Origin of the sequence: Vibrio sp. Of14-4 (assembly GCF_022347625.1) — a bacterium.
Lineage (GTDB): Bacteria > Pseudomonadota > Gammaproteobacteria > Enterobacterales > Vibrionaceae > Vibrio > Vibrio pristinus.
The window spans coordinates 1-20,391 of the sequence record NZ_JAKRGI010000009.1 but is presented as its reverse complement, the minus strand read 5'-3'; the positions used below and the strand labels follow the sequence as shown (position 1 = coordinate 20,391).

18 protein-coding genes, 2 tRNA genes and 2 pseudogenes are annotated in these 20,391 nt (G+C 42.3%); 6 read left to right on the top strand and 16 right to left on the bottom strand.

The window, feature by feature from the left end; all coding sequences use genetic code 11:
• The first annotated feature begins 322 nt into the window (after positions 1 to 322).
• Entirely contained in the window at positions 323 to 1,468 is a 1,146-nt protein-coding gene (gene chrA / locus MHN79_RS10425; RefSeq protein WP_239172838.1) for a chromate efflux transporter, read from the top strand.
• Positions 1,469 to 1,477: 9 nt separating this feature from the next.
• On the opposite strand, the pseudogene MHN79_RS10420 reads toward chrA, so the two are convergent.
• Positions 1,478 to 1,663, bottom strand: a pseudogene (locus MHN79_RS10420) (hypothetical protein); the annotation flags it as partial.
• A gap of 80 nt (positions 1,664 to 1,743) precedes the next feature.
• Entirely contained in the window at positions 1,744 to 2,973 is a 1,230-nt protein-coding gene (locus MHN79_RS10415; RefSeq protein WP_239172933.1) for an AAA family ATPase, read from the bottom strand.
• Between the two features lie 422 nt (positions 2,974 to 3,395).
• Here MHN79_RS10415 and MHN79_RS10410 point away from each other — a divergent pair.
• The 3 genes and pseudogenes from MHN79_RS10410 to MHN79_RS10400 form a co-directional block, all read left to right on the top strand.
• A pseudogene (locus MHN79_RS10410) lies at positions 3,396 to 3,506 on the top strand (AraC family transcriptional regulator); the annotation flags it as partial.
• A 122-nt stretch (positions 3,507 to 3,628) separates the two neighbouring features.
• A complete protein-coding gene (locus tag MHN79_RS10405) occupies positions 3,629 to 5,314 on the top strand; it encodes an AMP-binding protein (RefSeq protein WP_239172837.1) in 1,686 nt (561 codons plus the stop codon).
• A gap of 123 nt (positions 5,315 to 5,437) precedes the next feature.
• On the top strand, positions 5,438 to 6,331 hold the full coding sequence (locus tag MHN79_RS10400; protein WP_239172836.1) for a LysR substrate-binding domain-containing protein: 894 nt from the start codon (positions 5,438 to 5,440) through the stop codon (positions 6,329 to 6,331).
• A 75-nt stretch (positions 6,332 to 6,406) separates the two neighbouring features.
• Here MHN79_RS10400 and fusA read toward each other — a convergent pair whose 3' ends face one another.
• The 12 genes from fusA to trmJ all read right to left on the bottom strand — a co-directional run bounded on the left by fusA (position 6,407) and on the right by trmJ (position 17,273).
• Positions 6,407 to 8,494, bottom strand: a complete 2,088-nt coding sequence (gene fusA, locus MHN79_RS10395) for an elongation factor G (RefSeq protein WP_152429642.1) — start codon at positions 8,492 to 8,494, stop codon at positions 6,407 to 6,409.
• 393 nt (positions 8,495 to 8,887) lie between these two features.
• Entirely contained in the window at positions 8,888 to 9,316 is a 429-nt protein-coding gene (gene ndk / locus MHN79_RS10390) for a nucleoside-diphosphate kinase (RefSeq protein ID WP_152429641.1), read from the bottom strand.
• A 49-nt stretch (positions 9,317 to 9,365) separates the two neighbouring features.
• A complete protein-coding gene (gene pepB / locus MHN79_RS10385) occupies positions 9,366 to 10,664 on the bottom strand; it encodes an aminopeptidase PepB (protein WP_239172835.1) in 1,299 nt (432 codons plus the stop codon).
• Positions 10,665 to 10,827: 163 nt separating this feature from the next.
• Entirely contained in the window at positions 10,828 to 11,022 is a 195-nt protein-coding gene (gene iscX / locus MHN79_RS10380) for a Fe-S cluster assembly protein IscX (RefSeq protein ID WP_114788032.1), read from the bottom strand.
• 47 nt (positions 11,023 to 11,069) lie between these two features.
• The gene (gene fdx, locus MHN79_RS10375) at positions 11,070 to 11,408 is read right to left on the bottom strand and encodes an ISC system 2Fe-2S type ferredoxin (RefSeq protein ID WP_114788031.1); all 339 of its coding nucleotides are present in this window, start codon (positions 11,406 to 11,408) and stop codon (positions 11,070 to 11,072) included.
• Between the two features lie 11 nt (positions 11,409 to 11,419).
• Entirely contained in the window at positions 11,420 to 13,273 is a 1,854-nt protein-coding gene (hscA, locus tag MHN79_RS10370; RefSeq protein WP_239172834.1) for a Fe-S protein assembly chaperone HscA, read from the bottom strand.
• Between the two features lie 19 nt (positions 13,274 to 13,292).
• Entirely contained in the window at positions 13,293 to 13,808 is a 516-nt protein-coding gene (gene hscB / locus MHN79_RS10365) for a co-chaperone HscB (RefSeq protein ID WP_114788029.1), read from the bottom strand.
• 47 nt (positions 13,809 to 13,855) lie between these two features.
• Positions 13,856 to 14,179, bottom strand: a complete 324-nt coding sequence (gene iscA / locus MHN79_RS10360; RefSeq protein WP_114788028.1) for an iron-sulfur cluster assembly protein IscA — start codon at positions 14,177 to 14,179, stop codon at positions 13,856 to 13,858.
• Between the two features lie 69 nt (positions 14,180 to 14,248).
• On the bottom strand, positions 14,249 to 14,629 hold the full coding sequence (gene iscU, locus MHN79_RS10355) for a Fe-S cluster assembly scaffold IscU (protein ID WP_114788027.1): 381 nt from the start codon (positions 14,627 to 14,629) through the stop codon (positions 14,249 to 14,251).
• Positions 14,630 to 14,680: 51 nt separating this feature from the next.
• Complete coding sequence (locus MHN79_RS10350) at positions 14,681 to 15,895, bottom strand: IscS subfamily cysteine desulfurase (protein ID WP_239172833.1); 1,215 nt, start codon at positions 15,893 to 15,895, stop codon at positions 14,681 to 14,683.
• Between the two features lie 30 nt (positions 15,896 to 15,925).
• Positions 15,926 to 16,432, bottom strand: coding sequence for a Fe-S cluster assembly transcriptional regulator IscR (gene iscR / locus MHN79_RS10345; protein WP_114788025.1), 507 nt, complete (start codon positions 16,430 to 16,432; stop codon positions 15,926 to 15,928).
• Positions 16,433 to 16,550: 118 nt separating this feature from the next.
• Positions 16,551 to 17,273, bottom strand: coding sequence for a tRNA (cytosine(32)/uridine(32)-2'-O)-methyltransferase TrmJ (gene trmJ / locus MHN79_RS10340; protein ID WP_239172832.1), 723 nt, complete (start codon positions 17,271 to 17,273; stop codon positions 16,551 to 16,553).
• A 169-nt stretch (positions 17,274 to 17,442) separates the two neighbouring features.
• Here trmJ and suhB point away from each other — a divergent pair, with 169 nt between their 5' ends.
• On the top strand, positions 17,443 to 18,246 hold the full coding sequence (gene suhB / locus MHN79_RS10335; protein ID WP_152429634.1) for an inositol-1-monophosphatase: 804 nt from the start codon (positions 17,443 to 17,445) through the stop codon (positions 18,244 to 18,246).
• A gap of 356 nt (positions 18,247 to 18,602) precedes the next feature.
• Positions 18,603 to 19,922 (top strand): phospholipase D family protein, encoded by a 1,320-nt coding sequence (locus MHN79_RS10330; protein WP_239172831.1) that lies wholly within the window; start codon positions 18,603 to 18,605, stop codon positions 19,920 to 19,922.
• A gap of 253 nt (positions 19,923 to 20,175) precedes the next feature.
• On the opposite strand, the gene MHN79_RS10325 is transcribed toward MHN79_RS10330, so the two are convergent.
• Both MHN79_RS10325 and MHN79_RS10320 read right to left on the bottom strand, forming a co-directional pair.
• A tRNA-Trp gene (locus MHN79_RS10325) sits at positions 20,176 to 20,252 on the bottom strand.
• A 45-nt stretch (positions 20,253 to 20,297) separates the two neighbouring features.
• Positions 20,298 to 20,374 (bottom strand) — tRNA-Asp (locus tag MHN79_RS10320).
• Positions 20,375 to 20,391: the final 17 nt, after the last annotated feature.

Sequence of the window (20,391 nt, the reverse complement as noted above, 5' to 3'; positions counted from 1 at the left end):
AATATGCACATTGACTCTGATCACAATAATTTTTATTAGTTCTATAAATAACAAAAAATGCAACAGCAAAAGCAAAATATATATATGAATATATTAAAAATTCTCTTTTTTAATACACTAGTCTTAAGGTAGGATTCTGCTTAGTATGGTTATGAAAAAGGCTTGGCTGGATGCAAAACTACTTTAGCCAATCCAATAAGGGTTAATTACTCGCGATCGTTCCCTTTAACCTGAATTAATGATTAAAAAATCATTAAATTGTCATTATTCTACTCTAGTGTTTTTGCGTGAAGTTAACGATTAATGAATTGGCAAGTTAAGCATGTTTTCTATTTTTAAAACTTTTTTCTGGTTAGGTTGGATAAGTTTCGGTGGCCCAGCAGCCCATATCGGCTACTTTCGCCATACCTTTGTTGATAAGCTTGGATGGTTAGATGACAAAGAGTACGCCCAGCTTGTTGCCCTAAGTCAATTTCTGCCTGGGCCGGGATCAAGCCAAGTCGGGTTTGCCATTGGCTATCAACGTCAAGGTCTATTGGGTGCCATATTGGCCTTCACAGGGTTTACTCTGCCTTCAGTATTGATCATGCTTTGCCTTGCATTGCTTAGTCATAAATTCAATCAGAGCCCTTTATTTGAAGGGGTAGTGCACGGTTTAAAGCTCTTGGCGGTTGTCGTGGTTGCCGATGCCACATGGGGAATGTACAAAAGCTTTTGTAAGCAAAAGCTTACCTCTGGTTTATGTTTGCTTACCGCCGCTGCGCTTCTTCTTATACCCAGTATTTCAACTCAAATTATCTTATTGCTCCTCGCTGCTGTGATCGGTTGTAAGTACTTAGCTTCAAATCAAAGCGGCACACATCAGCGCTTTAAGCCCAGCATTTGGCCACTGATAACCTTTGGGTTGCTTATTTTTTTCCTGCCTCTGATGACATCTGGCCTGCCGCTTATCAGGCTGTTTAGTGATTTTTTTCAAGCCGGAAGCTTAGTTTTTGGTGGCGGACATGTAGTACTGCCGCTGCTGCAAAATATCGTTGGAGAACAAATCTCTCAGGATGCTTTTCTCACTGGCTACGCCGCCGCTCAGGCCGTTCCAGGGCCCATGTTTACTTTTGCCACCTACATTGGCTATCAACTTATCCCACAAGCACCGATAGCTGGCGCGTTAGTAGCAACACTAGGTGTTTTTCTACCAGGGTTTCTGCTTCTTCTTGGCGTTCTAAAACATTGGCAACACCTTGCTCAAGTGCCAAGAGTGTCGGGCGCTTTAAATGGCGTGAATGCTGCGGTTGTCGGCTTGCTATTGTCTGCTCTCTACCAGCCTGTATTTACCAGTGCAGTACTTAGGCCAAGCGACCTTGTTTTTGTTCTTGTTGGTTTTTACCTACTCAAACAACTAAAACTTCCTATCATAAGCATTGTGATAAGCTTTATCTTACTTGGCGTCACTAGCAACTGGATAGTTTAATCGTACTGCTTAGTTTTTAGATGAAATACCCGCGGATGATTGCTCTCGAACTAAAGCTAATGCACGTTCTAAGTTTTCATTCGCGACCTTGTAGTATGAAGACTTACTATCAATGGCTTGCTGTAAGTATGGAATCGCTTTGTCGGGCTTGCCTTGTAAGATCAGAAAGTATCCTACATTGTTAATCACCTCGGGTTTAACTGAGTAAGGCAGCCATTAGAGTTAGTATTTTTGCACCTAGAAAGCATATAACCCACTATCTAGATTAGTAAGAGTTAAGAAAAGAGCTTTTTATACCAACTTGCTGGTTCTTCTTTTCCTAAAATTAATGAAGTGATTTTCCTTTTAACTGACTTGGCGATTGAACTGTTGTGTTTTACTCGAATGCAAGGGCGTCCTAAATTAGCGCTCTCTCGGGCTACTTTAAAATCATTAGGTATAGTATGGACTCGCACATTTCCGATAATATTCACCACATCTTTCAAGCTAGTCGATCGGCGTTTTTCGTACCGATTAACAATCACTTCAATCTGTTCCCTCGCGACACCAAACTCGAGCACCAACAACTTCATTAGTTGGGAGGCATTTTTTAGTGCAACCAAACTTTGCTGACTGACTAAAAATATCTTGGTTGCAGGAGAAATAACCGAAGAGAAAATCCGTTCTAAACCTCGAGACATATCGACAACTACATAAGGATAATGCTCCAAGAGTATAGGAATAAGCCTATTCAAATGCTCCGCCTTGTCATAGCTGTCTTTGCTATTTTCTCTTTTAAAACCAATGATATGCAGTCCCGATTCATGTTTAGTAACCAAGCTCGTTAAAGACATCTTGTCCAAATCATCGACTTTGGCTAAAAGATCGGCCAATCCATATTGATGCGATTCATCAATATTTAGATAATCTTCTATAGCGCCAAACTGCATGTCTAGATCCAAAAGTAGTACTTTATTAGGGTATTGCCTTGCCAACATAACTCCTGTATGCAGGGCAATCATAGATGCTCCAGATCCTCCTTTAGTATTCATAAAAACTAATAATTCACCGAGGTGATAATTGGCAACTTTTGCTTCCGCAATATTTTTTAATAAAGGCGCTAATTCATCAAGTAATGCCTTATCAGAAATAAAGTCGCTAGCACCGACGCGCAGCGCTATCTTAAGCGCACCGCTATCATTTTCGTTACCAAACACAATAAGGGAAGCGTCGCGACCTACATCATGAAATTCTGGTCCTTCAAACTGCTGAAGTTCGGTAATTTTTTTTGCCCAATTAGGCCCTGCCTCAACAAATATTAAATCAGGCTGTGGGAGATGTGTTAGGTTACTTATAGTCACTCCATTGAGTGGAATCATTTCGAAGCTTAAGTTTTCGCACTTGGAAAGTTCTTGGTTAATATGCACTTGAAAAGAATCTAACGAATAAAAGACCCAGATCGTTAAGTTGGTCTTCAGTCGAAGATAACACTCCCCATTTGATGATATCTTGACTTCATTTCCCATCACTTTCTCCTAGACAACACAGACAAATTATCTGGGTTGGTTGACGTTGTTCTAAGATAGATAATTTCAATATCATTAAACGCCTACATACATATAGAGATAAAAAAATAGAACAAGCACGCGAATTTACATTCAAAATTAGCCTTACACACTAACGTATTTAATTGTAGAAAAAACATCAACACCTGTCAGAGTGCTGATGATATTATCTGAAGTCTCAATGTATTCATGGTTAAATTTGCTTGCTAAATAAGGAAGGCAGAGCCGGTTGGTGATCACATGACCGACTAAATTCGTGTCTGTAATACAATAAAAACCGAGTAAAAATACTTGCTCAAAGCAACTTTGCCACTGCCAGATACTTGCACTAAACAGCCAAATGGATGATTCCAAGTCGCTTCATATTGTGAAAATCGTGAAGAAAAATTTCTTTTGTTGCCTTCCAATGCGGATATAACGACGTCTCTTATTTCTCTAGAATATTCAAAAAGAAGACAGGCTTTAGCCCCGCAATTTATAGACAAATGCACTAGTTTTCACACTCTGGTCACAAGTTCTCATCCCGACTTGCCGCTTTTATTATTCTCCATGTTAAAATTAACATGCTGTTAACAATAACAATGACAAAACTTTGCTAATAACATGGAGTTAGAAAATGATTCAGCCTAACGAGTTACGCAAAAGCACTTGTACTCTTCCACCACCGAATGAAATGATACTTCATTGGGCAGAGGAACGCCCAAATGAAGTGTACTTAAAGCAAATTATAAACCGTCAGTTTGTAGAATATACCTACTCAGAAGTTGCCGATAAAGCCCTAAAACTCGTTTCTGCTCTGCAATCACTTGGCTTACAACCTCGTGATAAAATCGCACTTATATCTAAAAACTGTGCGGAATGGTTTATCTGCGATCTTGCTATGATGATCGGTGATTTCATCAGTGTGCCTATATTCCCAACTGCAGGCATTGAAACCATAGAGTACTGTATTACTCATAGCGAAAGTAAAGCGATTATAGGAGGTAAGCTTGATGATCCAACCGCGACACAACACGTGTTAGATAGCATGCCAAGCTTAATAAGCCTTTCTCTACCATATGATAGTGCGCCTAATTGTCAGCATACTTTTAACGATTTAATAGAGAAGTCAGAACCTACTAACTATCGAGCTCAGCACCAAGACGATAAACTCATGTCCCTTGTCTATACATCTGGTACCTCAGGATTACCAAAGGGCGCCATGCTCACATACGGAGCCTTCAACTGGTCAGTACAACAATTAATTAATCACATAGGCATAGAGCGAAATGACAGGCTGTTTTCTTATCTGCCTCTCGCTCATATCACTGAAAGAGTGTACATCTTTGGCTGCTCTATTGCTGGAGGAGTCCCCACTGCGTTTCCAGAATCGCTCGATACATTTATCGAAGATGTAAAGATGCACAGGCCAACACTATTTATTTCTGTGCCTCGCCTTTGGACTCTATTTCAGCAAAGAATTCAAGACAAGCTGCCGCAGAAAAAGCTCAATATTCTACTCAAAATACCCTTTATTAACTCCATTATCAAAAAGAAACTGGCTGATGGCCTAGGGCTTGATCAAGCCCGTGTATTAGGATGTGGCTCGGCCCCCGTATCACCAGCTTTGCTCGAGTGGTATCACAGTATAGGTCTTAACATCACCGAAGCTTGGGGCATGACAGAATCTTTTGCATACAGTACTCTAAACTATCCGTTTCGCGCAGACAAAATAGGCAGTGTTGGTAACGCAGGTCCTGGTATTGAACTCAAAATTGCAGAAGATGACGAGATATTGGTCCGCGGTGAAGGCTTGTTCTCAGGTTACTACAAAAATGATATTGCTACACAAGAGTCATTCAATTCAGACGGTTGGCTGCATACTGGGGATATAGGCTCAATTGACAGTGAAGGTTATCTGACCATTCAAGGCCGTAAAAAAGATACCTTTAAAACCTCTAAAGGAAAATTTGTCGCGCCTGTTCCAATAGAGAAAAAACTATTTGAGTACAGCCGAGTTGAAATGATGTGCTTAATCGGGCTCGGTTTGCCCTATCCGATACTTTTAGCCGTTCCTCATGATTTCCCTAATTTCGACAGAGAACGCTATGAAAGGACAACCAAAAAAGTCATTGCGAAAATGAACGAGTCTCTAGAATCGCACGAACAAATTAAAGGCGTGTTAATGATTAAAGAGCCTTGGAGTATTGAAAATGGTATTTTAACGCCAACTCTTAAAATAAAGCGCCATATCCTTGAGCAAATGTACCATGAAGTGGGACAAAATTGGCCCAAAGACAAACTCGTTGTTTGGGAAGAATAGGTTCTAAAACACTCTAACTTCAAGAATCAAACAAATTAGCCACAGTCAAGGAGAGCACAAGCTCTCCTTTTGCTTTTTAATAGAAAAGATTATTATAACAAAAAATACCAATAAAGAGAGTCTATGGACGCACGCTTACATCACCTTTCAGGCCTTAGATACTTTGAAGTTGCAGCCAGATTAAGTAGTTATAGTAAAGCTGCGGAAGAGCTATTTGTCAGTCAAGCAGCTGTGAGCCAAAAGATTCGCCAGCTTGAAGATGGACTAGGCTGTAAACTCTTTATGCGAGACGGTCGAGAAATGCGTCTCACTGAACAGGGAAAAATCTTATATAGGCATGTCTCTAAGGGGTTTGAGAGTATCGTCACTGGATTAAATCAGATTCAAAGTGAACCGATTGAAGGACTGCTTTGTGTCAGTTCGACTCCCTCATTTGCATCATGTTGGCTTTTACCCAAACTTTGGCAGTTTTCCTCTCTGCACCCCAACATACCAATTAGGATTGAAACAAGCTGTGACGAGCCAAAACTTAAACAAGGCGACGTTGATCTGGCAATATGGCAAGGTGAAGAGCTTGCAAATACAACTGGGCTCCATAAAGAATTTTTATTCGAGGATCCTATCTATCCCTTTTGTTCCCCCCATTTAGCAAACAACATCGATTTATCGCGACCAGAGCAACTGCTTGACACTTGGCTAATACATTACCAATCTGGCGGATACCCATGGCAAACTTGGTTTGCAGAAGCGGGCGTAACAATGGATAAAGAATCGGTACAATGGACAGAAGTGCGTACCTTTGATCACGCAATGAATGCGGTGATTGCTGGCCACGGTGCTTGTCTTGCCTCAGATTCATTGGCCAATGATCTAGTCAGTAGGGGCCTGCTAATCAAGCCTTTTGAAATCGCTATGCATCCTGGCATCCAATTTAATGTCTTTTACGATCAGGAGTCGCCGCGACTAAAACGTATTCTCGCTTTTACTCAGTGGCTACAGGGCATCATCGAAGAATAACGATTAACTTTGCGCAGTTAAAATAAAAAACCCGTAACAAAGGTTACGGGTTTTTATCACATAAAACGATAAGAATTACTTCTTAGCTTCACGCTCTTTAACTTCTGCGATAACTTGCTCAGCAACGTTAGCTGGACAAGGTGCGTAGTGTGCAAATTCCATAGAGAACTGACCACGACCAGAAGTGATAGTACGTAGGTGACCAATGTAACCAAACATTTCTGATAGAGGTACGTCAGCTTTAATACGAACGCCTGTAGTACCAGCTTGCTGGTCTTTGATCATACCACGACGACGGTTAAGGTCACCGATTACATCACCAACGTTGTCTTCTGGAGTGAAAACATCAACATTCATGATTGGCTCTAGAAGCTGAGCACCCGCTTTTGGCATAGACTGACGGAATGCACCTTTCGCTGCGATTTCGTAAGCAATAGCTGAAGAGTCAACTGCGTGGAAACCACCGTCGAATAGTTCAACTTCAACATCTAGTGTTGGGAAACCAGCAAGAACACCTGTTTCCATCATGCTGCCGAAGCCTTTCTCTACTGCAGGCCAGAACTCTTTAGGTACGTTACCACCAACAACTGATGATGAGAACGTAAAGCCAGAGTTTGCTTCACCTGGTTTGATACGGTAGTCAATTTTCGCGAACTGACCAGAACCACCAGACTGCTTCTTGTGTGTGTAGCTATCTTCAACTGGCTGAGTGATAGTTTCACGGTAAGCTACCTGAGGAGCACCTACTTCTAGCTCAACGCCATAAGTACGCTTAAGGATATCTACCTTGATGTCTAGGTGAAGTTCACCCATACCTTTAAGGATAGTTTCACCTGAATCTTCATCAGTCTCTACTTGGAATGATGGATCTTCTGCAACCATCTTACCAATAGCGATACCCATTTTCTCAGTAGAACCTTTATCTTTAGGTGCAACTGCGATTGAGATTACTGGTTCTGGGAAGATCATCGCTTCAAGCGTACATTCGTGCTTAGGATCACATAGAGTGTGACCAGTTTGAACATTCTTCATGCCCACAACTGCGATAATGTCACCTGCTTGCGCTTCAGTCAGCTCGTTACGCTCATCAGCTTGCATCTCACACATACGACCGATACGTTCAGTCTTGCCAGTTGCAGAGTTAAGGATAGTGTCACCCTTCTTCATACGACCAGAGTAGATACGGATAAAGGTTAGAGCACCGAAACGGTCATCCATGATTTTGAATGCTAGTGCTTTTAGTGGCTCATCAGCAGATACTGTAGCAACTTCACCAGTAGGCTCACCTGTTTCAGGATCGGTTAGAGGCTGAGGTTCAACTTCTGTTGGTGCTGGCAGGTAGTCTACAACTGCGTCAAGAACAAGCTGAACACCTTTGTTTTTGAATGCAGAACCACAGAAAGTTGGGAAGAATGCTAGATCGCGAGTACCTTTACGGATACAAGCTTTTAGCTGTTCGATAGAAGGCTCTTCACCTTCCATGTACGCTTCCATTAGGTCGTCGTCTTGCTCTACAGCAGTTTCAACTAGCTCTTCACGGTATTGCTCTACATCGTCAACCATATCAGCTGGGATATCTTGAACTTCGTAGTTTTCTGGAAGACCTGAGTCATCCCACACGTATGCTTTACGTGTTAGAACATCTACAACACCAACGAAATCGTCTTCACGACCGATAGGCAGAGTCATTACTAGAGGGTTAGCACCCAGCACGTTTTTGACTTGGTCAACAACGCGGAAGAAGTCTGCACCCATACGGTCTAGTTTGTTCACGAAGATCAAACGAGATACTTCTGAATCGTTCGCGTAACGCCAGTTAGTCTCTGACTGAGGCTCAACACCACCAGAACCACAGAATACACCGATACCACCGTCTAGAACTTTAAGTGAACGATATACTTCTACTGTAAAGTCAACGTGTCCCGGAGTATCGATAACGTTCAGGCGGTGGCCGTTCCACTCACAAGTAACGGCAGCAGACTGGATTGTGATACCACGCTCAGCTTCCTGCTCCATGAAGTCAGTTGTAGACTCACCGTCGTGTACTTCACCAGTTTTGTGGATTTTACCAGTAAGCTTAAGGATACGCTCAGTGGTGGTAGTTTTACCCGCATCAACGTGCGCGAAAATACCAATGTTTCTGTACTTTGATAAATCTGCCATTGTCTTACTCTGTTAATAAGGTATAAATTGCGCGCAGAGTATATCACAATCTGTCAAGACTGATAGCTTTGCGTGCATGTGTGAATAAAAAAACTTATGTCGTGAAGACGATCACCTGATAGTACTGCTTTCTTAAGCAAGAAAAATATAAGAGAAGAATACTTTTCAGTAAGTTAAGGTAACATTTAACTCAACTTAATATGCTGATTAAAAAATAAAACCAATATATAGGTAAAGGTTCTAACTTTATGATTTTCATAAGATCAATAACAAGACTCACCAACTAAATTGATAAACCATTTGTTAACCGCGATAAGATATCTACCTAGGCAAAAGGATGTGATAAAAGGCGCTACCAATGTCAGTAGCACCCATACTAGATATAGAAGTAAACTAACCGCGAGGGCAAATTTCAGCAGCGGGGAAGAAAAACTCTATTTCTCTGGCTGCCGACTCTGGACTATCTGAGCCGTGTACCGAATTAAGACGCATATCTATCGCGTAGTCGGCACGAAGAGTACCACAAGCAGCTTCTTCAGGGTTAGTCTTCCCCATCAGCTCACGATATCTAGCAATAACGTTTTCTCCCTCAAGAACCTGAACCATAATTGGCCCTGATGTCATAAATTCTTTCAGTGGTGGAAAAAATGGCTTGCCTTCATGCTCAGCATAAAAACCACTAGCCTGCTCCTCAGTCAACTGCACCATTTTTGCTGCTACAATTTTAAATCCTGCTTTTTCAAAACGATTGTAGATTTCGCCAATCAAGTTACGTTCTACTGCATCAGGCTTGATGATAGAAAATGTTCTTTCTAGAGCCATAGGTATACCTTTATAATATTTGCGATTGAGCGTTAAGACGCCACTAAAATTACTGATTTGCTTGCTGGATGAGTAAGCCAGCTAAAGTACGTACGCCAACTCCAGTTGCCCCTGCAGCCCACATATCCGTTGCAGATTTACGGTACGTCGCTGCACAATCAAAGTGCAGCCATCCTTTATGATAATCTTCTACAAAGTAAGATAAGAATGCTGCTGCGGTACTCGCACCTGGTGCGTAATCTCCACTACTGATATTAGACAAGTCCGCAAAGCTCGACGGTAACATATCTCGGTGACAACTGGCCAGAGGAAGCGACCACAAGCCCTCTTTTTCTTCTCGAGCAACAGACAAAGCTTGCTGAGAAAGAGACTCATCGAAACTCATTAATGCATGATAGTCATTACCTAGTGCATTCTTGGCCGCTCCAGTTAAGGTTGCACAGTCAATAATCAATTCGGGCTTGTGCTCACTGGCATAAATCAAACCATCAGCTAACACTAAACGTCCTTCCGCGTCAGTATTCATAATCTCAACTGTCTTGCCATTTTTATAGGTAATAATATCACCGAGCTTTAGCGCTCTACCTGAAATCATATTTTCAGCACAGCAGAGAATAAGTTTTACCCGTTTGTTAAGACCGCGCATAATCGCCAGAGCAAATCCTCCGGTAATAGTACCAGAGCCACCCATGTCTGCTTTCATCGCCGTCATAAAGTTTGATGGCTTAATGCTATAGCCACCAGAGTCAAAGGTGATCCCTTTACCAACTAAGCATGCCCATACAGGCGCGTTCTCATCGCCAGTAGGGTTATAATCCAGCTGCAGCATGGCCGATGTTCTCTCCGAACCACGCCCGACAGCATAGATACCTTCCCAACCTTCATCTAACAAATCTTTGTCTTTTACGATACGGACTTTCACCGAACCTTCTGGTGCAACAGACTTAATAAATTCAGCCGCCATAGTCGCCAACTGTCTTGGGGCGACTTCCTCAGCCGGTTTATTGATGATATCGCGGGTAAATTCAGTCGCTTTAATCCGTGCTTCTAACTCGGCTTGAGCAGCGTCAACAAGTTCAGGCAAAATTAACGCATTGTTTTTCTTTGGATTACGATACCCCTGATGAAATACCCAAACTGTTTCTAAGTCCCAGCCTGCACCTTGGAGTGAAACCGATGCTATCCCCTGAGAGTCTAGTTTTCGAGCGGCCCGCTGAACGACTTCTTGTTCATTACCTTGTCCTAAATGAATCGTTGCACCTTGCTCTGAAAAAGAAAGGATTGCTTTTTCTCCCCATTGGGCTGGCGCTGGTTCGGTACTCAAAAATACTGACATTTGTTCGGACATGGTTTCTCCTTGTCTTTATTACTGGCGAACTCTACGCCTATTTTCTCAACCTAGGGATGTTAGCATCTTAAAAGCTAAAAATGTTAGTTCGATAAAAAAACGGGCGATATCGCCCGTTTTTTTTAATCAGAAATGTTAACTTGAAAAGCTTTTACTCTTCTCTCTAGTCCATTTCATCCATCCAGCATAAGATCACTGCTTCTAGGATTTTTTCATTCGAGCGATTAGGTTCATCATCAAACTCATCTAACTCGGTGATCCATTTATGTAAGTCAGTAAATCGAACTGTTTTAGGATCAAGCTCTGGAAACTTATCACAAAGCTCTATCGCGATGTCCCGTGAATCCGTCCATTTCATTGCTCACTTTCCTTCTCATTTTTTGGTTAGTTTATAACACTCGTTTTTTAATGATCTTCAGAAGCGTGGTTGAGTGTATACTTAGGTATTTCTACAACAAGATCTTCATCAGCAACTTTAGCTTGGCAACCTAAACGTGACTCAGGCTCTAGACCCCATGCTTTGTCTAGCATGTCATCTTCGAGTTCATCGCTCTCCTCAAGAGAATCAAAACCTTCACGGATCACCACATGGCATGTGGTACAGGCACAAGATTTTTCACACGCATGCTCAATGCCGATGCCATTTTTAAGTGCGACATCTAAAACTGTGTCACCTGTACTCGCTTCCAAAACCGCCCCTTCAGGACATAAATCTTCGTGCGGTAATACAATAATCTTAGGCATAACTGTTTCTCTTAAATATCATCTACTGATTGACCTGATAACGCAGATCGAATCGACTTATCCATACGGCTTGAAGCAAAATCTTGACTCGCCTTGTCAGCATCTTTAATGCCTTGTTCGATAGCATCAGCACTATCCCCGTTACGAAGCTCAATTAAGGACTCAATAACCTTGACTAAGGTTGCTTTTTCGCTCTCCGACAGAAGATCATCACCATCAACTTGGATGGCGACCAACAATCCCTCAATCACTCGATCAGCCTCTACTCGCTGTTCAGCCAATGCGCGCGCTAACATATCTTCTTTAGCATAAGTCATAGAATCACGCAGCATATTCGCCACTTCATCGTCACTCAAGCCATAAGAAGGTTTGACCTGAATTTCAGATTGAACCTTAGTGCTCTTCTCCATAGCATTCACAGAGAGTAAACCGTCAGCATCAACTTGGTAAGTGACTCGTATATGCGCAGCTCCTGCTGCCATTGGAGGGATTCCTTTGAGAGAGAATCGAGCTAACGAGCGACAATCATCGACCATTTCTCGCTCTCCCTGCACAACATGCACAGTCATCGCTGTCTGACCATCTTTAAATGTGGTGAACTCTTGCGCTCGCGCGACTGGAATAGTCGTGTTGCGTGGAATTATTTTCTCAACCAAGCCACCCATTGTTTCAATACCAAGAGAAAGAGGTATTACATCCAATAGCAACATCTCAGTATCCGGTTTATTACCCACTAGGATATCGGCCTGAATACCTGCACCTATGGCTACAACTTCATCAGGATTAATACTGGTTAATGGCTTACGTTGAAAAAACTCTCCCACCATTTCACGAACTAGTATGGTTCTCGTAGAACCTCCAACCATGACAACTTCTAATACCTCTTCGACATCAACTTGCGCATCTTTTAACGCTCGGCGACAAGACATTAGAGTTTTTTTCACCAGAGGTTGCACCAAGGAATCAAACTCTTTTCTAGATACCTTCCCTGTCCAACCTAGAACCTCAACATCAACAAAGTCTTTGTCGGATAATTCAATCTTAGTCTCAGTGGCAAGATTCAATATTGTTCTGTGCTGCTCTGGGGATAATGGCGCTTTAACACCCGCTTGCTCTAATAAATATTCCGCCAAGAGATGATCAAAATCATCCCCACCTAGTGCCGAGTCACCGCCTGTAGCAAGAACCTCAAACACACCTTTTGATAACCGGAGAATAGACACATCAAATGTACCACCGCCAAGGTCATAAACAGCGATGATTCCTTCTTGTCCCGAATCGAGACCATAGGCAATCGCAGCTGCAGTGGGCTCATTTAATAGGCGTAGAACATTAAGGCCAGCTAACTTAGCCGCATCTTTTGTACCAGCGCGCTGGGCATCATCAAAATAAGCTGGCACGGTAATGACAACTCCTGACAAGTCACCACCGAGTGTCTGCTCAGCTCGCTCAGATAACGATTTAAGAATATCAGCGGATACTTGAATTGGATTCTTGTCACCGGATGCCGTCTCGAACACAGGTAGACCATTGTCACTTTCTTTAAACTGATAAGGCAAATTAGGGTATCTAGCCTGAATATCTTGCAGTGACCGCCCAAGTAAACGCTTAACCGAAATCATAGTGTTTTCCGGAGCCGATTCAGCCTTTTGTTTCGCCTCATAACCAACGATAGGCTCTGCTTGAGAGTAGTTAACGATGGAGGGAAGAATACTCCTCCCCAATTCATCTTTTAACGTTGAAGCGTCACCACTGCGTACAGCAGCAACAAGCGAATTAGTCGTACCTAAATCAATACCTGCTGCTAGCTTATGCTCATGAGGTGCTGAACTTTGTCCAGGTTCGGCTATTTGGAGTAATGCCATGCTTGGTCCTTATCATTCACTAGCCGAGGAGTTTCTCTTCCACTAGCTCTATTTCATTTTTCAGTTTGGCGATAAACTTGATCTTACGCACAGTATCGGCCGCTTGAGTCCACTGGCCTGCGTTCAGCTCTAATTCGACAGCTTGAAGATATTGCTTATGGGTTTTGCTTACTTCAGCATCAAAATCAAACAGCGCAGCCTCTGGTTCAGGTTGAGATGGGATATCTTCAAGCTTTTCTCGCAGCTCCATTTGTTCCATGAGAAACATTGGATCGCTCATGGTCTGCTGTTCATCACGAATATCAATCCCATTTTCGGCAAGAATATATTCTGCTCGAGAGAGCGGGCTTTTAAGCACGTGATAAGCATCATTTATTTCTGATGCTTTTTGTACCGCCATCAAGCGATCACGCTCAGATGCAGTAGCAAAATTATCCGGGTGGAAGCGTTTTTGTAGCTCACGAAACTGCGAAGAAAGAAGGCTACCATCCAGTTGAAACTGACTTGGTAGCCCGAATAGTTCAAAATAATTCATTAAGAGGTCGGTCCTTAAATAGCTCAGGGCCAAGTGGCACTCATCAGTTAGACGTTAAAGCTTTCACCACAGCCACATTCACCTTTGGCATTCGGGTTGTTAAATTCAAAACCTTCATTAAGCCCTTCCTTAACATAGTCAAGCTCTGTACCGTCAAGGTAAACTAAACTCTTTTTGTCGATAATGACTTTAACGCCTTGATGCTCAAACACTTCATCTTCTTCATTAAGCTGATCAACAAACTCGAGTACGTAAGCCATTCCAGAACAGCCTGTCGTCTTAACACCCAAACGCAAACCGACGCCTTTACCTCGGTTTTCTAAGAATGTTCTAACTCGACTTGCTGCCGTTTCTGTCATTGTGATGGCCATACTGCACCTTAATTAATTTGTTAACTCGTGAAATGGGGGCAAATACCCCCATTATATACAGACTGCTTATTATTGGTGTTTTTTCTTGTAATCAGCAACGGCTGCTTTAATTGCATCTTCCGCAAGAATTGAGCAGTGTACTTTTACCGGTGGAAGTTCAAGCTCTTCTGCAATTTCTGCATTTTTAATTTCTGCAGCTTCATCTATGCTCTTACCTTTGACCCACTCAGTAACAAGTGAGCTTGACGCGATGGCACTGCCACAACCGTATGTTTTGAACTTGGCATCTTCAATAATGCCTTCTGGCGTCACTTTAATTTGTAGCTTCATCACATCACCACAGGCTGGAGCTCCAACCATACCGCTGCCCACATTTGGGTCTTCTTTATCAAAAGAACCAACATTTCTTGGGTTCTCGTAGTGATCAATTACTTTTTCGCTATATGCCATAATATTTTCCTCGAATCCTCTATAACAACTTTTGAAGCGTAACTTAGCAAGTTAGTGGTGCGCCCACTCGACCGTGCTTAAATCCACTCCTTCCTTGTACATATCCCATAGAGGAGACATGTCGCGTAGCTTAGTCACTGCTAAACGGATTTGCTCAATCGCATAATCAACTTCCTCTTCGGTTGTGAAACGACCGAAAGAGAATCGAACTGAGCTATGTGCTAGTTCATCATCCAAGCCTAAAGCTCGTAGTACATATGAAGGTTCTAAACTGGCTGAAGTACACGCGCTGCCTGAAGAAACCGCAAGATCTTTCAGGGACATAAGTAAAGATTCACCTTCAACAAAAGCAAAACTTATATTCAAGTTATGAGGCACACGCTGTTCAAAAGAACCATTCACAGTCACAGCTTCAAGGTCTTTTACGCCTTCAAACAAGCGGTTACGAAGAGCCAATGCATGCTCATAGTCTTTCTGCATGTCTTCTTTAGCAATACGGAAAGCCTCACCCATACCAACAATCTGATGAGTTGGCAAAGTACCAGAACGGAAACCACGTTCATGACCACCACCGTGCATCTGAGCTTCTAAGCGAATACGTGGTTTGCGACGAACATACAAAGCGCCGATACCTTTAGGGCCATAAGCCTTGTGTGCCGATAACGAAATGAGGTCAACTTTCATTTCTTGCACATCGATTGGCAATCTGCCTGCTGATTGGGCGGCATCAACATGGAAAACGATTTTACGGCTACGACACAAGTCGCCTATTGCCGCAATATCTTGAACAACTCCAATCTCATTATTTACATGCATTATGGAGACTAGAACGGTATCCTCGCGCATTGCTGCTTCAAGTTTCTTTAGGTCAATAATACCATCGGCTTCTGGCTCTAAATAAGTAACTTCAAAACCTTCGCGTTCTAATTGACGACATGGATCAAGAACAGCTTTGTGCTCTGTTTTGCAAGTGATAATATGCTTGCCCTTCTTCGAATAGAAGTGAGCAGCACCTTTGATCGCTAAGTTATCAGATTCAGTTGCACCAGAAGTGAAAACAATCTCTCGCGGATCTGCATTTAATAAATCTGCAATCTGTTCACGAGCAGTGTCTACGGCTTCTTCCGCCTGCCAGCCATATCTGTGTGAACGAGATGCTGGGTTACCAAACGTACCGTCCATAGTCATGTACTGAACCATTTTTTCAGCTACCCGAGGATCAACTGGGCATGTTGCTGAATAATCAAGATAAATAGGCAGTTTCATTCTCTACTCCAATGTAACAGGCAAACCGCTTTATGAGCGGAAATTTATACCGATGGGTGCGGTGTTAGAATTCTTTTTAGAAAACCCATGATTAGTCGCAAGATCAAGATCTTGGCGATCGGATACTTCTAGAACATCATTATCTGTCATCAACTCACCCAGAGTGATGTTGTTTAAAAAGTCACTGATTCTTGAGCTCAAATCGTGCCAAAGAGTGTGAGTTAGGCAACGAGTTCCGCCTTGACAATCACCTCGACCATGGCACTTTGTCGCATCGACAGATTCATCCACTGCGGCAATAACCGTTCCTATTGCGATAGTGTTGGCATCAGTACCCAAACGATAGCCGCCTCCTGGTCCGCGAACACTAGCGACCAGCCCAGCTTTTCGTAGTTTGGAAAAGAGTTGTTCCAGATAAGAAAGTGAAATACCCTGGCGCTCTGAAATATCGGCCAGTGGTACGGGATTTTGTTGTGAGTGCAGAGCCACATCTAACATGGCTGTAACTGCGTATCTTCCTTTAGATGTAAGTCTCATATAACACCATATCCACATCGTTTATGTGTTATAAATTCTTTCATACCTGACTAAATTAGTCAAGTATTTAACCAAGTATTTTACTCAAGTATTAGTTGTAAAAATACTTGGGAAAGAATTAAGGCAGCTTTTTTTCCACTGCAGTTAAAATGCCACGTAAAATATTTAGCTCTTGAGCTTCAGGTCGAGCTCGAGTGAATAAACGACGCAGCTTATTCATCACTTTTCCGGGCTGCTTATCACTAATAAAATCAATGCCCTTTGCTACGCTCTCCAAATGCGAAAAGAACAACTCTAGCTCTTTATGCCTAGGAAATTCACATGTTTCAGCAGGTTGATAGACTGCTTTCTCATGATCTAAATACGCCATACGCACTTCATAGCTTAACGTCTGGACTGCCATAGCAAGATTAAGTGAACTGTATTCAGGGTTGGCGGGAATACAAACATGAAAATGACAAGTTTGCAGCTCCTCGTTTGTTAAACCCGTCCTCTCTCGACCAAAAACCAACGCAGTTGGAGAAAGTGAAGCTTGTTCAACAAACTTTCTACCACATTCACGTGGCTCCAACATCGGCCACTCCAAAGTGCGCGAACGTGCGCTCGAACCGACAACCAAACTACAGTCCGAAATAGCTTCGGTGAGACAACTAACAATTGCTGCGCTCTCGAGTATATCAGTCGCACCTGATGACATTGACATTGCTTGCTGATCTATTTCACATTGGGGTTCAACAAGAACTAGGTTAGACAAACCCATAACTTTCATAGCTCGAGCTGCAGAACCAATATTTCCTGAATGTGAGGTCCCAACAAGCACCACTTTGACATTATCTAACATTGGGTTTTCCCAGACCGTATATTTGGACCGCGCGATATTAACATATTCAGAGTTAAAAACATCACACCCTTTTGACTGATAGAACAAAAAACACCCACTTCCATTTGGCGAGTTATCTGGTATACTCCCGTCCGTTTTTCTGTTCTTTAAAATCCGTTGGGAAATTTGTATGCATCCTATGCTTAACATCGCTATTCGCGCAGCGCGAAAAGCAGGCAATCATATTGCTAAATCTTTAGAAAATGTCGATAAAATTGAGTCTACACAAAAAGGCACCAATGATTTTGTCACTAATATCGACAAAGAAGCAGAATCTATCGTTATTGATACCATCAGAGCCTCTTATCCAGATCACACAATTATCAGTGAGGAAGCTGGCTTACTAACTGGCAAAGACGACGAAGTTCAATGGATCATAGACCCTCTGGATGGAACAACAAACTTCATTAAAGGCTTCCCACATTTTTCTGTTTCAATCGCAGTACGTCTAAAAGGCAAAACCGAAGTAGCTTGTGTTTACGACCCTATGCTGAATGAACTATTTACTGCTCAACGTGGTTCCGGTGCTCAGCTAAATAGTGCCCGTATCCGTGTAAAACAAGTTAAAGATATGCAAGGTGCTGTTTTAGCGACGGGTTTCCCATTCAAGCAAAAGCAACATTCAGAATCCTACTTTAAAATTATGTCTGCCCTTTTTGTTGATTGCTCTGATTTCAGGCGTACAGGTTCTGCGGCTCTAGATTTATGCTACCTAGCAGCTGGGCGTGTTGACGGCTTCTTTGAGTTAGGTCTTAAACCTTGGGATATTGCGGCAGGTGAACTTATTGCACGCGAAGCAGGAGCAATAGTAACAGACTTTGCTGGCGGTACAGACTATATGAAGTCAGGTAACGTCGTCTCTTCGAGTGCTCGCGGTGTGAAAGGACTGCTAAAACATATCCGCGAAAACGGCAACGATGCCCTCTTAAAATAATTCAGCAATGATACTTACAGCCCACTCGATTGAGTGGGCTTTTTTATATATGAAGCTTTCATAAAATAGGCATAAAGACGAATATCAATAAATCTTCATTTAATGATATGCTGAAAAATATAACTCGCGTCTACAATATATTTACGTTGATGAAAACAATTTCTTTAATATTAACGCTTCTATTCGTTTCGACCAGTTGCAGCACTACATCGGATAGCGTACCCCTATCTGATAAAAACTATTGTGCTACATTACCGAAACAAAAAACCGAAAGTCTTTCTCACTATATAAAACCATACGAGTCACAGCTGAAAAGTAAAACTGGTGTCTACGTTTTAGAGCAAGGTGCTGAGGCTATGATGTCCAGAGCTTGGCTAACTGATAGAGCTGAAAAGACTATTGATGTCCAGTATTTTATTTTCTCTGTTGATAATGTCGGTCTAATCGCTACAGATCACCTTGTTCGTGCAGCCGAAAGAGGAGTAAAGGTTAGAGTTCTAGTCGATGACATTATGCTCGAAGCCAAAGGCGATGAACTTCTAATGCTGGCAGCCCATGACAATATTGACATAAAGATTTATAACCCTAACGTAAACATAGGTAAAAACATCATTAATAAGCTAGGAGTAGTACTGACCGACTTCCATGGCTTGAACCAAAGAATGCACAACAAAGTCTTTCTTGCCGACGATTTGATAGCAATCACTGGTGGGCGAAACATAGCCGATGAATACTTCGGGTTTGACCACGAGTATAATTTTAGGGACAGAGATGTTTTCTTGGTTGGTAAAGCTGTAACCAATGTAAAAACATCATTTAATGAGTACTGGAAACACGAATTAAGCGTGAATGTTGAGAGCTTAATAGAAAAAAATCCCTACTCTAGAAACCCTGATTTTTCTAGACTCCATACCTATTCATGTAATCCTAGTAACTTCCATCCCGAGATAAGAGCCGAAATAGAGAAAGTCCCACAGACCTTTAAAACTTTAGCAGCTAAGGGAGATTTCTTATTCCTAGACCAAGTAGAATATATCGCAGATAAACCAGGAAAAAATAGCCGAACAAGATTTCTAGGGGGTGGAGGTATCACTCGAACGAAACTCATCGAACTCGCAGAAAAAGCCCAGAAAAGAATTCTTATTCAAACCCCCTACCTAGTTACCACTAAATCTGATCGTAAATTTTTAAAGCAGCTAGTTGATCGTGGGGTAGAAGTTAAGATCTTAACAAACAGTCTTGCCTCTAATGATAACCTCGAAGCATTTAGCGGGTATCAACGAGATCGTTCAAAGTTACTTAAAACCGGAGTCGAGATATATGAATTCAAACCTGATGCAAAAGTTCGTCGCAGAGTCATGACGGAACACATGTTTAAAAGGCTGCCTACCACTCCGATCTTTGGCCTACACGCAAAAACCATGACTATTGATAGCAGTATAAGTGTTATTGGAACGTATAACTTTGATCCAAGAAGCGCAAATTTGAATACTGAAAGTTTTACCATCATTCATTCACCTGATATTACCGAGCGAGTAGAGAGCTCTGTCCTACTAGAAATGGAACCAGACAATGCTTGGATGATCAGCGAAGATTTCAATCCTGATCACTATGTCAGCATCTTTAAGCAAGTAGGTGTAAAAATCCGACGAATTGTCCCTAAAAGTGTCCTGTAACAATCGGCTATTTTACCCAGTTTCATTGCTGAAATTCGAACTCCCAACACGCGCATTCTTGGCGTATAAGCTGAATCCGCTGCTTGAGAGCTACAAAGTAAAAAGGCTTCAGTCTTACGACTAGAGCCTTAAATATGGCAGGGGTGGAGAGATTCGAACTCCCAACACGCGTATTCTTTAGGTATAAGCTGAATCCGCTGCTTATCGCTACAAAAACAAAAAAGCTCCAGTCTTTCGACTAGAGCCTTAAATATGGCAGGGGTGGAGAGATTCGAACTCCCAACACGCGGATTTGGAATCCGCTGCTCTGCCAATTGGAGCTACACCCCTATTGATATCTGACAAAACCTCGCATTAGCGAGGTTTCTAAATAAGTGGCGGAGCGGACGGGACTCGAACCCGCGACCCCCGGCGTGACAGGCCGGTATTCTAACCAACTGAACTACCGCTCCGCACTGGTTAGACTATT

Coding starts and splice junctions, on each gene's coding strand:
- chrA (WP_239172838.1), top strand. CDS start 323: ATGTTTTCTATTTTTAAAACTTTTTTCTGGTTAGGTTGGATAAGTTTC.
- suhB (WP_152429634.1), top strand. CDS start 17,443: ATGCATCCTATGCTTAACATCGCTATTCGCGCAGCGCGAAAAGCAGGC.
- pepB (WP_239172835.1), bottom strand. CDS start 10,664: ATGTCCGAACAAATGTCAGTATTTTTGAGTACCGAACCAGCGCCAGCC.
- MHN79_RS10400 (WP_239172836.1), top strand. CDS start 5,438: ATGGACGCACGCTTACATCACCTTTCAGGCCTTAGATACTTTGAAGTT.
- iscR (WP_114788025.1), bottom strand. CDS start 16,432: ATGAGACTTACATCTAAAGGAAGATACGCAGTTACAGCCATGTTAGAT.
- MHN79_RS10330 (WP_239172831.1), top strand. CDS start 18,603: ATGATGTCCAGAGCTTGGCTAACTGATAGAGCTGAAAAGACTATTGAT.
- iscA (WP_114788028.1), bottom strand. CDS start 14,179: ATGGCCATCACAATGACAGAAACGGCAGCAAGTCGAGTTAGAACATTC.
- hscA (WP_239172834.1), bottom strand. CDS start 13,273: ATGGCATTACTCCAAATAGCCGAACCTGGACAAAGTTCAGCACCTCAT.
- hscB (WP_114788029.1), bottom strand. CDS start 13,808: ATGAATTATTTTGAACTATTCGGGCTACCAAGTCAGTTTCAACTGGAT.
- MHN79_RS10405 (WP_239172837.1), top strand. CDS start 3,629: ATGATTCAGCCTAACGAGTTACGCAAAAGCACTTGTACTCTTCCACCA.
- fdx (WP_114788031.1), bottom strand. CDS start 11,408: ATGCCTAAGATTATTGTATTACCGCACGAAGATTTATGTCCTGAAGGG.
- fusA (WP_152429642.1), bottom strand. CDS start 8,494: ATGGCAGATTTATCAAAGTACAGAAACATTGGTATTTTCGCGCACGTT.
- iscX (WP_114788032.1), bottom strand. CDS start 11,022: ATGAAATGGACGGATTCACGGGACATCGCGATAGAGCTTTGTGATAAG.
- MHN79_RS10415 (WP_239172933.1), bottom strand. CDS start 2,973: ATGGGAAATGAAGTCAAGATATCATCAAATGGGGAGTGTTATCTTCGA.
- iscU (WP_114788027.1), bottom strand. CDS start 14,629: ATGGCATATAGCGAAAAAGTAATTGATCACTACGAGAACCCAAGAAAT.
- ndk (WP_152429641.1), bottom strand. CDS start 9,316: ATGGCTCTAGAAAGAACATTTTCTATCATCAAGCCTGATGCAGTAGAA.
- MHN79_RS10350 (WP_239172833.1), bottom strand. CDS start 15,895: ATGAAACTGCCTATTTATCTTGATTATTCAGCAACATGCCCAGTTGAT.
- trmJ (WP_239172832.1), bottom strand. CDS start 17,273: ATGTTAGATAATGTCAAAGTGGTGCTTGTTGGGACCTCACATTCAGGA.